Here is a 13,491-nt window from a genome sequence, read left to right on the forward strand (position 1 = left end):
TACGATCCGCTGGCGCCAAGCTCGACGCCGACGGCATCACACCCTCCCTGGGCATCAACTTGGCAGACCAGAGGGCCTATCGGGCCCCCAGTCACGCCCATCGGAAACCCCCCTCCGGGGCCCCATCCCCGCATCAGCTCACGCCAGTCGCTCGCCATGGCGCCATCGATGTGCCACTATGGCGCCACACGTTGAAACAACGCTGAGGCACCTAAGGGGTCGGATCATGGAGAAAGCGCAGAGCAGTCGGCGGCAGCCCGCCTCGCCCGGTGCCTTCGTTGCCTTCGTGCGGTTCGTGCTCTGTGGTGGTGGCGTCGGGGTCGCCTCCAGTTTCGGTGTGGCGGCCCTCGCCTCCTGGGTGCCCTGGGCCCTGGCGAACGCCCTCGTCGCCGTCGTCTCCACGCTGCTCGCCACCGAGCTGCACGCGCGCTTCACCTTCGGTGCCGGCCAACGGGCGACCCGGCGTCAGCACCTGCAGTCGGCCGGGTCCGCGGTGGCCGCGTACGCGATGACCTGCGTGGCCATGTTCGTCCTGCAGCTGCTCGTCGCCGCGCCCAGTGCCGTGCTCCAGCAGGTCGTCTACCTGTCCGCCTCCGCGCTCGCCGGTGTCGCGCGGTTCGTCGTGCTGCGGCTCGTCGTCTTCGCCCGCAAGCGGTCCGCCCGGACGACGACCACCACCATCAGCGGCGCGACCGTCGACCCCTCCGCGCTCTGCCGCGCCGCCTGACAGACCTACGCGCCCTCCACCTCCCCCCGCCCCCGGCGCCCCAGGCCCGCCGCGTTCGCCGCCGTCGTGCCGTGGGTCCAGCCGGCCTCGTCCCACATCGCCCGGACCCGGGTCGTCCGCGTCTGCGGGAACATCTCGTCCGTGTGGGACGTGACCGCCGCCTCGCGGCTGCGCAGCGCCGGAAGCAGCGTCGGCTCCTCCGCCGTCACCCGGCGCGCGGTCGACGCGAGGCGGGCGCCCAGGCGGTTCGCGTACGCCAGCAGGAACGACTGCCGGAAGGACTTCGTACGCTTCCGGCCGCCCGCCCGCTGCTCCGCCTCCGCGCGCGTCATCGCCGCCGTCCCCTGCACAAGGAGCGAGGTGTACAGCAGCTCCACCGGATCCAGGTCAGCCTCGAAGCCGACCACCGTCGAGAAGCCGTACGGCTCGTTCCACACCGCCCGGCAGTGGTTCGCCGTCGCCACCGCGTCCAGCAGGATCGCCTTCGCCTGCTCGTACGGCGGCTCCACCCCGATCCGTATCGCCCCCGGCACATCACCGGAGGGCGTACGCGACGCGAGCGCAGCCTCGTCCAGGCTGTGGCGGGCCATCAGTTCCTGGGCCTTGGCGGTCAGCGCCTCCGCCTCCTCCGGGTACCCCGTCGCCTCCGCCTTCGCCAGCAGCGCCCGTACCCGCGTCAGCATCCGCGGCTCCCCCGCCGCCGGCGCCGGAAGCGCGTCGCCCGGCACCGGGCCCACCGGCTCCAGGGACGGCAGCCGTACCAGCAGGCGGTACAGCTCAAGGGCCGTCGTCGCCGACGAGAAGCGGTCCGAGCCACGGGCGGGCTTTGTGTCCAGGTCCGTCAGTTGGGACGCCCAGCGGTGCGGCAGGTGCGCGTAGCCGGCCGTCTCCGCCGCGATCAAGGAGCCCGCCAGCCGTACGTGTTCCTCCGCCAGGTCCCGCTTCACCAGTCGTACGAGATCCGCCGGCTGCCAGCCCCGCTCCCATGCCTTGCGTACGAACTCCTCGCCCCGGCGCGCCAGTTCCGCGTCCGCCGAGCGGTCCGCCGCGAGCATGGAGGCCGCCGAGTCCAGGGGCGTGTCTTCGTCCGTGTACAGAGCCGTCTCCAAGGCCCTGTCCACCGTCGTCTTCGTGCTCACGTCTGCTTCGCGTCCCATGCCTCGCGCGCCCGGCCGATCACCGCGCGGTGGTCGAGCGACCAGTCGATCAGCTGCTTGATCAGGTGCGTCATGCTGTGCCCGGTCGCCGTCAGCTCGTACTCCACCTGCGGCGGCGTCGTCGGGTACACCGTCCGCGTCACCAGGCCGTCCCGCTCCAGGCGGCGCAGCGTGAGCGTCAGCATCCGCTGCGAGATCCCGGTGACCAGGCGCTGCAGCTCCTTGAAGCGCCGTGCGCCCGCCGCCAGTTCGACGACCACGTGCACCGTCCACTTGTCGCCGAGGCGGTCCTGGACATCCCGTACGCCGCACTCCTCCGCACAGCTCACCAGGGGGTCTGTGGTTTCGAGCGTGGCTTCCGACCCGGTTACCTCGGTGTGCCCCTCGTACATGAATGTGCCTCCTTACAAGATCCGCGCGTCGCCTCCAGGATGGTCCTGAACGGACAGAACCACGAAACCAGGGGGAATCATGCTGCTCGTCACCGGTGTCTCCGGCGGGCTCGGCTCGCTCGTCGCGGAGCGCCTCGCCGGGCGGGAGGACGTGGTCCTCGGCACCCGTGCCGGGCTGCCCGGCACCCGGCCCGTCGACTTCGACGCGCCCTCGACGCTGCCGGAGGCCTTCGCCGGGGTGGACACCCTGCTGCTGATCTCGGCCGGATACGGCGAGGACGACATCGTGATCGGCCGGCACGAGGCCGCGATATCCGCCGCCGAGGCGGCCGGGGTCCGGCACATCGTCTACACCAGCCTCTCCGGCGACGGCGACCACCTCACGTACTCCCTCGCCCACCGCTGGACCGAGCGGCGGCTCCAGCGGTCGAGCGTGGAGTGGACGGTGCTGCGCAACGGGCTGTACGCCGAGTTCCTCACCTGGATCGCGGCGCCCGACGCCGACAACCGCATCACCGGCCCCCTCGGGGACGGCCGGCTCGCCGCCGTGGCGCGCGAGGACCTCGCCGAGATCGCGGTCCGCGTCGCCACCGACCCGGCCGCGCACGCCGGCCGTACCTACGAGCTCGTCGGCGAACGGCCGCTCGGCGGGGCGGACCTGGCGCGTGCGCTCGGCGCCACGTACGCACCCGGGACGCTCTCCGAGGCGCGTACGGCGATCGTGGCCTCCGGGGCCGTGGACTTCCAGGTGCCGATGCTGACGGGGACGTACTCGGCGATCGCGCACGGCTTCATGGACGGTACGGGGGTCAAGAGCGACCTGCGGGGGCTGCTCGGTCGGGAGCCGCTGGATGCGCTGGAGGTGTTCGTGGCGGCGGTACGGAGGGGGTAGGGCGTACGGCGGAGGTAGGGGCAGGCATACCTTGGAGACGCCCTTCAGTGGTCGTGATCAGAGGGTGAGGCCAGGGTTCGCTTGAGGCATGACCTCAACCTCAACTCGCCACGACATCGCCGTTCGGCTGATCGGGCTTCGCCGCCACCACCGTGACGTCCGCGCCCTCGACGGCGTCGATCTGGACTTCCGTACTGGGACCTTCACCGCCGTCATGGGGCCCTCCGGCTCCGGCAAGTCCACGCTGCTGCAGTGCGCGGCGGGCCTCGACAGGCCCACGGGCGGGACGGTCGAGGTGGGCGGGATCGGGTTGGCGGGGCTGAGCGAGCGGCGCCTCACGCTGTTGCGCCGGGACCGGATCGGCTTCGTCTTCCAGTCGTTCAACCTGCTGCCCTCCCTGACGGCCGCCCAGAACGTGGCCCTGCCGCTGCGGCTCGCGGGGCGGCGGGTGGCGCGGGGCGAGGTGCGGGCGGCGCTGGAGCGGGTCGGGCTGGGTGGGCGGGAGAGGCACCGGCCCGGGGAGCTGTCCGGTGGGCAGCAGCAACGGGTCGCGATCGCCCGGGCGTTGATCACCCGGCCCGCGGTGCTCTTCGGCGACGAGCCGACCGGGGCCCTGGACTCGACCACCAGCCGCGAGGTCCTGACGATGCTGCGGGAGCTGGTGGACCGGGACGGCCAGACGATCGTCATGGTCACGCACGACCCGGTGGCGGCGGCGCGCGCGGACCGGGTGGTGTTCCTGGTCGACGGGCGGGTGGAGGGGGAGCTGCACGGGCCCACGGTGGACGGGGTCGCGGGGCGGATGGCCGGGTTGGAGACGGCTGGCGGCGGTGGGGCCGGGGTCGGTACGGCTGACTCCGGGGTGGCCGGGTCCGAGGTGGCCGGGTCCGAGGTCGTCGGTTATGGCGTGGAGGTTCTTCCGTGCTGACCGTCGTTCTCTCCGGGCTTCGGGCCCGTTGGGCCGCCTTCCTCGGCAGTTTCGTCGCCCTCGCCCTCGGCGTCGGGCTCCTCACCACCATGGGCCTCGGCCTCTCCGCCACCTTCGACGCGCCCGAACGCGCACCGCAGCGGTTCGCGGCGGCGCCCGTGGTCGTGAAGGGGCGGGACGCGGTCAGCGTCGAGGTACGGCGGGGTCCTGGTACCGCCACCGTGTCGAGGAAGCTCGACCGTCCACAGCCTGTGGATATCGAACTGCTTGCCGAACTGAAGGCCCGCTGGACCGTCACCACCGCCGGTGGCCCCGACGCCGTCGGCGTCCACGGCCCCGCCGCCGAGGTCCGTACGCTCGTCGGGGACCGGGCCCAGGTGCTCACCGGGAACGAGCGGCGGCTCGCCGACCCCGAACCGGAGCGGGACGCCGAGGCGCTCGTCGCCGTCAACGCCCTCCTCGGCACGGCCGGGGGCGTCACCACCTTCGTGTCGGTCTTCGTCGTCGCGTCGACGTTCGCGTTCGCGGTCGCCCTGCGGCGGCGGGAGTTCGGGCTGCTGCGGACGGCGGGCGCGACGCCCGGTCAGGTACGGCGGATGCTGCTCGCGGAGGCCGCCGGGGTCGGGGTGCTCGCCTCGGCCGCCGGGTGCGCGCTGGGCGGGTGGGCGGCGCCGTGGCTGGCGCGGGTGCTGGTGGACGGGGACCTCGCGCCCGATTGGTTCGCGATCGGTGGCGCCGCGTGGCCCTTCCACGTGGCCTTCTGGACGGGTGTGACCGTCGCCCTCACCGGGGCCTTCGCCGCCTCGCGGCGGGCGGGGAGGGTAGGTCCCGCGGACGCGCTGCGGGAGGCGGACGTCGACGCGGACGTGCTACCGCTCGGCCGGGCACTGCTCGGCACGGGGCTGCTGGTGACGGGTGCGGGGCTGCTGGTGTGGACGTGTGTCACCGACCCGTCGGAGCTGCTGAAGCGGAAGACGTACACGACGGTGCCGATGCTGCTGATCGCGGGCGTGGCCCTGCTCGCCCCGGTGCTGGTCAGGCCGGTGGCGCGGGCGGTACGGCTGCCCGGGGCGATCGGGATGCTCGTACGGGAGAACAGCGCGGCTGCCGTCCGCCGTACCGCCGCGGTCGCCGCGCCGGTTCTCGTGACGGTCGCGCTGGCCGGCTCGCTGCTGGGGGCTTCGACGACGGTCACGAGCGCGAAGGCGGCGGAGGCGCGGGAGCAGACGCGGGCGGAGTGGGTGGTGACGGGGGACGACCTGCGGCCGGTGCGGGGTACGTCGGCGACGGGCGCGACCTCCGTCTTCGTACGGGACGGGACGGAGGCGCTGGTGAAGTACGGGGCACGGGCGGTGTCCGACCCGGCGGCCTTCGCGGAACTGGCGCGGCTGCCGGTGGTGGCGGGGGACGTGGCCGACCTGGACGACCGGTCGATCGTCGTGAACGAGGAGTTCGAGCGGCGGAGGGTCGGTGAGGTGGTGGAGGTGTGGCGCGCGGACGGGAGCGGACCGGTACGGCTGCGGGTGGCGGCGGTACTCGCCCTCGGGACCGGCGACAACGGGCCTTACGTGACGCGCGCGAACGCCCCGGGGTCGGTCGTGGACCGGATCGACGCGCGGGGCGCGGAGTCCCTCACGGCTGGCGGAGGGACGGTACGAGGGGTGGACTCGGGGGACCGGGCGGGCGGGTGTGGGGCGGTGCGCGGCGTGGATGCCGGGGCCCTGGCCGCGGCCGGCGGGACGGTACGGGGCGCGGATTCCGAGGCCCTGGGCGCGGCCGGCGGGACCGTACGGAGCGTGGACGTCGAAGCCCTGGCGGCTGCCGGCGGGACCGTACGGAGCGTGGACGCCTGGGCGGCCGCCACGTACCCGGCGTCCAGTCCGGAGACCCGGCTCGGTCTGCTCCTGGTTCTCGGCATCGCCCTCGTCTACACGGTGATCGCCCTCGCCAACACGCTCCTGATGGCGACGTCGGTACGGGGCGCAGAGCTCGCCGCACTCCGCCTGGCCGGTGCCACCCGGTCCCAGATCCTGCGGGTCGTGACGGGCGAGTCCGCGCTCGCGGTGGCGATCGGCACGGCGCTGGGCCTCGCGGTGACGGCGGCCTGCCTGGCCGTCCAGGGCGCCGCCCTCACGGCCCTCTCGGCCCCGGTCGCGCTCACCGTGCCATGGAGCACCGTGGGCGGGGCGGCGGGAACGTGCGCCCTGGTCGCTGCGGCCGCCTCCGCCCTCCCCGCGTGGCGCGCGACGCGCTGAGCGGCGAAGGTGGGTGGACGGGGCGGTGACCAGGGTCGGAGCCGGGTCACCGCCCCGTCCTGGCGGTGCGGGCGTCAACTTCGGGGCGCGCTCACCACTCTTTCCGGTGGTCACGAGCCAGTGGCATATGCCAGACGACTCTGCGCCCTCTACGTTCCCCACATGGTCACTTCATCGCATGAGGCCTCTCATCGGATCTTCCAGGACCGGCCGGAGCTGCTGACGCCGGTCTTCAAGATCCTCGGTGTGGGGCTGGCACCCAAGGCGTCGATCGAGGCGCTGACGCCGGACATGACCGCGTTACAGCCACTGGAGCGCCAGGTCGACAGCCTCCTGCGCGTCACCCCGTCCGAGGGGAGGGCATTCCTCCTCGCGATCGAGCTACAGGGGCGGCGGGACCCGGACAAGGCACTGAGCTGGACGCACTACCTCGCGTACCTCATGGCGAAGTACGAGATGCCGGCGCTCCTTCTCGTCGTCTGCCCGGACCGGCGCACGGCCCGATGGGCCGCCGGCCCCTTCAACACCAGCGTCGATCACTGGCACTCCCTCACCACCCGCCCCCTCGTTCTCGGGCCGGACAACGTCCCGGTGATCACCGACCCGGACGAGGTGAGCCGGAATCTGGCCACGGCGGCCTTCTCCGCCATGACTCATCGCCGCGATCGGGACATGACCCCGACCTTGGAGGCACTGGCACGCGCCCTGGGCACGGCCGGCAGCGACACCGACTCCGTCGCGTACTACTCGGAACTGCTGGAGATCGGCCTGGGCGACACCCCGGCCCGCAAGACCTGGAGGAAATTGATGAGCGTGGGCAGCTTCTTCCCCGGCCGAGGGACTCTCGTCGAGGAGACGTTCCTGAAGGGCAAGGCCGAAGGCGAAGTGGAAGGTAAAGCCAAGGGCAAGGCCGAAGGGAAGGTCGAAGGCAAGGCGGAGGGGAAGGTCGAAGGCAAGGCCGACGCCGTCCTCCGCGTGCTCGCCGCGCGAGGGGTCGACGTCCCCGAGGCCGCCGCCCGGCGGATCTCCACGTGCGCGGACACCGACGTCCTCGACACCTGGCTCGACCGCGCGATCACGGCCACCGACGCCGAGGAGCTCTTCGCCGGCCAGCCCGCCGACTAGGGCCTGGCCCCTCGGTCCGCCCGGCGCAGTTCTCCGGCGCCCAGGGCGAGGTAGGCGGCGCCGATGAAGAGGGTGCCTGGGATCCCGAACATCATGCGCTGATCGGCCTCCAGGACGGCCTGGTACTGGCTCTGGGTGATCTCGACCGTGCCGCGCTTGTGCGGCGTGGTGTCGAAGGCGTAGTAGCGGGCGTTCTTCGCCTCGGCGGACTGGAGATTGCCCTCCCCCTCGCCGGGGAGCTGCATCACCACACCCGACAGGGCCAGTGCCGCCAGACCCAGTTGGGCCCGGCGGGGCAGGCATCGGAAGGCCACCCACATCGTGCGACGGTCCGCGCCGGTCAGCATCACGCGTGCCACAGCGGCTGTGAAGATCGGGAAGAGCAGCGCGGCGATCACGATCATCGGCCATCTCGCCGCCCACGTCAGCGGCAATGTCCCCGGCAGCCACGTGAGCCCCGTCAGGAGCAGCAGCGAGGCGCCCAGTGCCGTCGCTGCACCGCCGTGCAGTTTGTAGGTCCACCCCATGGTCCACAGCCTGCCACGGCGGGGCGTTGTTACGGCAGGAGGATCAACTTGCCCCGCGCTCGGCCGGATTCGCTCAGTTCCTGGGCTCGGGCCGCCTCCTTCAGGGGGAAGGATTCCGCCAGGCGGATCGTCAGGGCGCCCGTTGCCGCCAGCTTCGCCTGGGTCGTGAGGTCCTCGCGGACCTGCCCCGGAGCGCCGATCCCGCCCGAGAAGACGATGCCGTGGGCGGCCGCGTCCGGGGCCGCGATCGTGATGATGCGGGTCTTCTCGCCCGCCATCAGGTCGATCGAGACCGGCAGCGTGTCGTGGCCCGCCGCGTCGAAGACCGCGTCGATACCGGCGGGGGCCGCCGAGCGGACGCGGGTCGCGAGGCCCTCGCCGTACGTCACCGGGATCGCGCCCAGGGACTTCAGGTACGCGTGGTTCGGCTCCGACGCCGTGCCGATCACCGTCACGCCCGCCGCGACCGCCAGTTGGACCGCCGCCGAGCCGACCGCGCCCGCCGCGCCGTGCAACAGCAGGGTCTCGCCCTCCCGCACGTCGAGCAGGCGCAGTACCCGCGCCGCCGTCTCGCCCGCAACGGGGAGGCTCGCGGCCTGCTCCCAGGAGAGTTCCGCCGGCTTCGGGACGTACAGCTCCGACAACGCGTACTCGGCGTACGCGCCCGTCTTCGTCCAGCCCAGGACCTCGTCGCCGACCCGCACCCCCGTCACCCCCGGGCCCAGCGCGTCCACCGTGCCCGCGAACTCCAGGCCCGGGATCGCCGGGAACGTCGTCGGGTAGAACTCCTCCACCCAGCCGTAACGGCGCTTGTAGTCCACGGGGTTGACGCCCACCGCCGCCACCTTCACGCGGACCTCGCCCTCCCCCGGCTCGGGCACCGCAAGGCCCGACTCGTGGCGCAGGACCTCCGGGCCGCCGAACTCCTCGTACACGATCGCTTCCATCTCGGCCTCCGTAGAACCTTGTTCGTCGATGGGCCCAGCTTGTCCTCCCTTGCTCTGTTCTCCGCCCGTCGTTCGGGCAGGGCTGCCTAGTCGAAAGGACAGGCCTAAGCTCCCCCTATGGACGCGATCACGCTGAACACCGCGTACGAGGTCATCCGGCAGCCGCTCGGACAGATCCTGCCCCGGCTCTCCGCCGCCCTCGGCCCGCTGGTCCCCCACCGCGCCGCCGCCGAACTCGCCACCCACTGCGCCCACTCCCCGTACAAGAGCGTCGGCGAGCCCGGCCACGGTCTGCCGACCGCCGCCGAACTCACCCCGCTGCTCGCCTCCGGCACCCCCGGCCGGCCCTGGCAGGGGCGTGCTGTCGTCGGTGGTGCCGAGCGCGAGATCGTCGCCGTCACCAGCGACGCGACCGCACGGCGGTCCGTCCTCGTACTCGTACGGGACGAGGACGGGGTTGTCTCCGACGACGTCCTCGGCGTCGCTCAGACCCTCTGGGATCTGGTCACCAGTCACTTCGACCGGTTCGCCGTCGAAGCCATGCCCGGCGCCCTCGCCCGGTCACGGGCCGCCGCCGACACCCGGGCCCGGGTCATCGCCGAGCTGACGACCGCGCACTCCTCGGCGCTCTCCGGGATCCTCGCCGTGCTCCGCAGCCGCGCCCTCGACGACGCGTCCGCCCGGGTCACCGCCACCGACCTCGCCGTCAACGCCCTGATCCAGATGCGGAACGAGGCCCAGCGGGACCGCTCGGTCGCCGAGGAGCCGGCCCTCGAAGCGTTCGAACGGCTCGCGGACGGGCTGCGCACGATGCTCCGGCACAGCCCCGTACGGCTCGAACTCGGGCCCCCCGGTACCTCCCGCGCCCTGCCGGCCGATGTCGCCCACGGTGCGCGGGCCATCGTGCGCGCGCTGCTGCTCGTCGTCCTCGAACAGGAGGCGGTCGGCCGGGTCCACGTCGGCTGGCAGGTCACCGAGCACGAGCTGCGGGCCACCCTGCGGGACGACGGGCCCGGCGCCCTGGACGCCTGTCCGGCGGGCGCCGGGAGCATCACCGACCGCCTCGACGTGCTCGGCGGGCACCTCGAGTTCGACGCCGTCCCCGGCTGGGGCACGACCTTCACGGCGACCCTGCCGCTCGCCACCCCCGACGCGCCCGTCGCCGCCGTCGACCCGCTCACCGGCCTCGGCGAACGCGAACTGGAGGTCCTCACCCATCTCGCCCTCGGCCACCGCAACCGGCAGATCGCTGCCGAGCTGCACATCAGCGAGTCCACCGTGAAGTTCCACGTCGCCAACATCCTGAACAAGCTCGGGGTCGGGTCCAGGGGCGAGGCCGCCGCGCTGTTTCACCGGGCGGCGTAGCCCCCCGTAGGGCGGTGCAACCCGGCAGAGCGGCGTAACCGGGCAGAGCGGCGTAACCGGGCACTGTCAGTGGTGGGTGCCAGACTCGCACCCATGAGCGAGAGGTGGGCGCTGGCCGCCGAGGCCGAGGGGGACGGAGCGCGGCTCGTCCCCCTCGGCACCGACGCGCTGCCCGCCGGACCCGTCCTGCGCGAGCCGGACCTCGTCGAGGCCGTCCGTTCCCGGCCCGGCGTCGCCCGCTGGGTGTGGCGGTCCACCGCCGAGGTCCACCCCCGGCTGCTCGCCGCCGGGGTGCGCGTCGAGCGGTGTTACGACATCGAGGTCGCCGAAGGGCTCCTCCTCGGCCACGAGGGGCGGCTCGGGGAGCCCCGGTCCGCGGCCGCCGCCCTCGCCCGCCTGCGGAACGCTCCCGTACCGCCCGATCCGCCCCAGCGGGCCGCCGAGCCCGGCTCGCAGGACTCCCTCTTCGAAGCCAGACCCAGCGCCACCGCCGTCTCCTTCGAGGACCTCCTCGCCGTCTACGCCGAGCAGCACGCCCGCCACGACCGGACCGCGCACCCGGGGCGGATGCGGCTGCTCACCGCCGCCGAGTCCGCGGGCATGCTCGTCGCCGCCGAGATGCATCGGTCCGGGCTGCCCTGGCGGGCCGACGTGCACCGGGAGCTGCTGCAGGAACTGCTGGGCGAGCGGTACGCGGGCGGGGGCGAGCCCCGGCGCCTCGCCGAGCTCGCCGACGAGGTCTCCGCCGCCTTCGGCCACCGCGTCCGCCCCGACCTGCCCGCCGAAGTCGTCAAGGCCTTCGCCCGGGCCGGGATCCGGGTGCGGTCCACCCGCCGCTGGGAGCTGGAGGAGATCGACCACCCCGCCGTGGCCCCCCTCGTCGCCTACAAGAAGCTGTACCGGATCTGGACCGCCCACGGCTGGTCCTGGCTCCAGGACTGGGTGCGGGACGGGCGCTTCCGGCCCGAGTACCAGCCCGGGGGCACGGTCACCGGCCGCTGGACCACCAACGGCGGCGGCGCCCTGCAGATCCCCAAGGTCGTCCGGCGGGCCGTGGTCGCCGACGAGGGCTGGCGGCTCGTCGTCGCCGACGCCGACCAGATGGAGCCCCGGGTCCTCGCCGCGATCTCCCGCGACCCCGGCCTGATGGAGGTCGCCGGGCACCCCGACGACCTCTACACCCGGCTGTCCGACCGCGGCTTCTCCGGCGACCGCGAGCACGCCAAGCTCGCCCTCCTCGGCGCGATCTACGGGCAGACCAGCGGCGACGGCCTGAAGAACCTCGCGGCGCTCCGCCGCCGCTTCCCGCGCGCCGTCGCCTACGTCGACGACGCCGCGAAGGCCGGCGAGGACGGGCTCCTCGTCCGGACCTGGCTCGGCCGCACCAGCCCCCGCGCCGTCGGCGCGGCCGAGGACGACGAGGCCGGCCTCCCCCAGGAGGGTGGGGGTGGGGACGGGGGCGACGAATCCGGTTCCCGGGAGGGCGAGTACACGCCCGGCTACGCCTCCGGCAACTCCCGGGCGCGCGGCCGGTTCACCCGTAACTTCGTCGTCCAGGGCAGCGCGGCGGAGTGGGCGCTGCTGATGCTCGCCGCGCTGCGGCGCGCCACCGCCGGGATGCGGGCCGAGCTGGTCTTCTTCCAGCACGACGAGGTGATCGTGCACTGCCCGGCCGAGGAGGCCGAGGCCGTGACCGAGGCGATCCGCGCGGCCGGGGACGAGGCCGGCCGCATCGCCTTCGGGCACACTCCGGTGCGCTTCCCGTTCACGACGGCGACGGTGGAGCGGTACGCCGACGCGAAGTGAGGGCCCCCGCCCCACTGCCTTCTACTCCGTCCGTCTCGGTACTCCGTCTCGGTACTCCGTCTCGCTACTCCGTCTCGAACTTCGACCACTTCGGGCTCAGCGCGATCTCCTTCAGCTGCTCCTTCGTCAGCGCGGGCTTCGCGCGCGTCGCGGCCTCGTGCTGTGCGCCCGTGTTGAACGCGGAGATCACGACCCGGAAGCCCGACGGCGTCAGGGACTCGGCCGTCCACGCCATCACGCCCGCGCCGCCCTTCTCGCCGGGCTCCTCGGTCACCAGGACCAGCCGGCCGTCGGGCAGCCTGGTGCCGGCGTCCTTGAGGCGCGGGGCGACGTCCTGCATGTGGTTCTGCACGTTGATCTGGACGAGGCTCTTGCCCTTGCCGTCGTTCACGACCACGTACGCGAACTCGTCCTCCTGGCCGCCGCCCGAGACCACCGTCAGGCCCTTCGGCATCAGCGAGCGCAGGGTCGCCTGGACATCCGCGCCGTCCACCGTCGGCGGCGGGGTGTCCTTGCCCGGGGTGGGCTTCCCCTCCGGGGCCGGCAGCTGCTCGAACAGCGGGCGCCAGCCCTCCGCCGTGACCAGTGTCCTCAGCTGCGCGGGGCTGAAGGGCGGGTCCGCGCGGGTGACCTCGGAGCCCTTGGCGCTCGGCGCGTTGTACTCGCTCGCGTCGACCAGGAAGCCGTCCTTCGTGAGCAGCACCGCCCGCCAGTTCTTCGTGTCCGTGCGCCGGTCCGGGTACTCGTACCCCTGGAGGACCATCAGCCGGTCGCCGTTCGGCAGCGTGCTGCTCGTGCAGGCGTCGTGCGGGACGTACGTCGGGTCCGGGCACGTCACCTGACCGGCGGCCGTCTCCTCGCTCTCGCCCGCCCGGTAGAGGCCGACGGTGACACCCGCCGGGCCCTTGCCGTCCTCGTACACGGCCGCGACGGACATGGAGTCGCTGTGCTCGACGGTCCAGGTGCCGGCCGGGGTGTTCGCCTTGAGCACGGCCGCCAGGTCTCCTTCGACGCCCGTGCCCTTCGGCGCGGCGACCGAGGAGCCGTCGGCCCCCTTGCCCGAACCGCCCGAACCCAGCAGGTCACCGGCGTACACCCCGCCGACGCCCACCGCCGCGAACGCGAGCACCCCGCTGGTCACGACCGCCGCGCGGCGGCGCTTCACCTGTCGCCGGCCACGGATCAGGCCACCGGCCACGAGGCCGCGGCTGTCCTCGGTGGCGAAGCCGTCACCGGTACGGCGCAGGGCCGCACCGAGCTCGTCCTCGAAACCGTCGTGTCCCTCGTTCAGAGGCATGCCGAATCACCGTCTCCGGTCCATGAGTGAAAGGAAGAGTGGAAGCTGAGGAAATTGCTGGTCAGCCGGTCAG

General features: G+C 73.2%; 12 protein-coding genes. 7 read left to right on the forward strand and 5 right to left on the reverse strand.

Annotation, left to right across the window (positions count from 1 at the left end; genetic code table 11):
* Positions 1–226: 226 nt before the first annotated feature.
* Positions 227–727, forward strand: coding sequence for a GtrA family protein (locus ACFWRO_RS00305; protein WP_384502881.1), 501 nt, complete (start codon positions 227–229; stop codon positions 725–727).
* Between the two features lie 5 nt (positions 728–732).
* Here ACFWRO_RS00305 and ACFWRO_RS00310 read toward each other — a convergent pair whose 3' ends face one another.
* The gene (locus ACFWRO_RS00310; protein ID WP_384502883.1) at positions 733–1,884 is read right to left on the reverse strand and encodes a DUF2786 domain-containing protein; all 1,152 of its coding nucleotides are present in this window, start codon (positions 1,882–1,884) and stop codon (positions 733–735) included.
* Positions 1,863–2,276, reverse strand: coding sequence for a winged helix-turn-helix transcriptional regulator (locus ACFWRO_RS00315; RefSeq protein ID WP_384502885.1), 414 nt, complete (start codon positions 2,274–2,276; stop codon positions 1,863–1,865). Before ACFWRO_RS00315 ends, ACFWRO_RS00310 begins: the two co-directional genes overlap by 22 nt.
* Before the next feature lie 79 nt (positions 2,277–2,355).
* Here ACFWRO_RS00315 and ACFWRO_RS00320 point away from each other — a divergent pair, with 79 nt between their 5' ends.
* From ACFWRO_RS00320 to ACFWRO_RS00335, 4 genes are all read left to right on the forward strand, one after another.
* A complete protein-coding gene (locus ACFWRO_RS00320; RefSeq protein ID WP_384502887.1) occupies positions 2,356–3,168 on the forward strand; it encodes an NAD(P)H-binding protein in 813 nt (270 codons plus the stop codon).
* Positions 3,169–3,256: 88 nt separating this feature from the next.
* Positions 3,257–4,096, forward strand: coding sequence for an ABC transporter ATP-binding protein (locus ACFWRO_RS00325; protein ID WP_384502889.1), 840 nt, complete (start codon positions 3,257–3,259; stop codon positions 4,094–4,096).
* Positions 4,090–6,351, forward strand: a complete 2,262-nt coding sequence (locus tag ACFWRO_RS00330; protein ID WP_384502891.1) for an FtsX-like permease family protein — start codon at positions 4,090–4,092, stop codon at positions 6,349–6,351. The genes ACFWRO_RS00325 and ACFWRO_RS00330 overlap by 7 nt, the downstream gene beginning before the upstream one ends.
* 162 nt (positions 6,352–6,513) lie before the next feature.
* Complete coding sequence (locus tag ACFWRO_RS00335) at positions 6,514–7,476, forward strand: hypothetical protein (RefSeq protein WP_384502892.1); 963 nt, start codon at positions 6,514–6,516, stop codon at positions 7,474–7,476.
* On the opposite strand, the gene ACFWRO_RS00340 is transcribed toward ACFWRO_RS00335, so the two are convergent.
* Both ACFWRO_RS00340 and ACFWRO_RS00345 read right to left on the reverse strand, forming a co-directional pair.
* Complete coding sequence (locus tag ACFWRO_RS00340) at positions 7,473–8,003, reverse strand: hypothetical protein (RefSeq protein WP_384502894.1); 531 nt, start codon at positions 8,001–8,003, stop codon at positions 7,473–7,475. The two genes, ACFWRO_RS00335 and ACFWRO_RS00340, sit on opposite strands and share 4 nt — an antisense overlap.
* Before the next feature lie 29 nt (positions 8,004–8,032).
* Positions 8,033–8,950, reverse strand: a complete 918-nt coding sequence (locus ACFWRO_RS00345; protein ID WP_384502895.1) for an NADP-dependent oxidoreductase — start codon at positions 8,948–8,950, stop codon at positions 8,033–8,035.
* A gap of 117 nt (positions 8,951–9,067) precedes the next feature.
* Between ACFWRO_RS00345 and ACFWRO_RS00350 the strand changes: the two genes are divergently transcribed.
* Both ACFWRO_RS00350 and ACFWRO_RS00355 read left to right on the forward strand, forming a co-directional pair.
* The gene (locus ACFWRO_RS00350; RefSeq protein ID WP_384502897.1) at positions 9,068–10,315 is read left to right on the forward strand and encodes a LuxR C-terminal-related transcriptional regulator; all 1,248 of its coding nucleotides are present in this window, start codon (positions 9,068–9,070) and stop codon (positions 10,313–10,315) included.
* Positions 10,316–10,408: 93 nt separating this feature from the next.
* The gene (locus ACFWRO_RS00355) at positions 10,409–12,121 is read left to right on the forward strand and encodes a bifunctional 3'-5' exonuclease/DNA polymerase (protein ID WP_384502899.1); all 1,713 of its coding nucleotides are present in this window, start codon (positions 10,409–10,411) and stop codon (positions 12,119–12,121) included.
* 64 nt (positions 12,122–12,185) lie between these two features.
* On the opposite strand, the gene ACFWRO_RS00360 is transcribed toward ACFWRO_RS00355, so the two are convergent.
* The gene (locus ACFWRO_RS00360; protein WP_384502901.1) at positions 12,186–13,418 is read right to left on the reverse strand and encodes a hypothetical protein; all 1,233 of its coding nucleotides are present in this window, start codon (positions 13,416–13,418) and stop codon (positions 12,186–12,188) included.
* Between the last annotated feature and the right edge of the window lie 73 nt (positions 13,419–13,491).

The sequence above is a fragment of the Streptomyces sp. NPDC058579 genome (assembly GCF_042718575.1).
Lineage (GTDB): Bacteria > Actinomycetota > Actinomycetes > Streptomycetales > Streptomycetaceae > Streptomyces.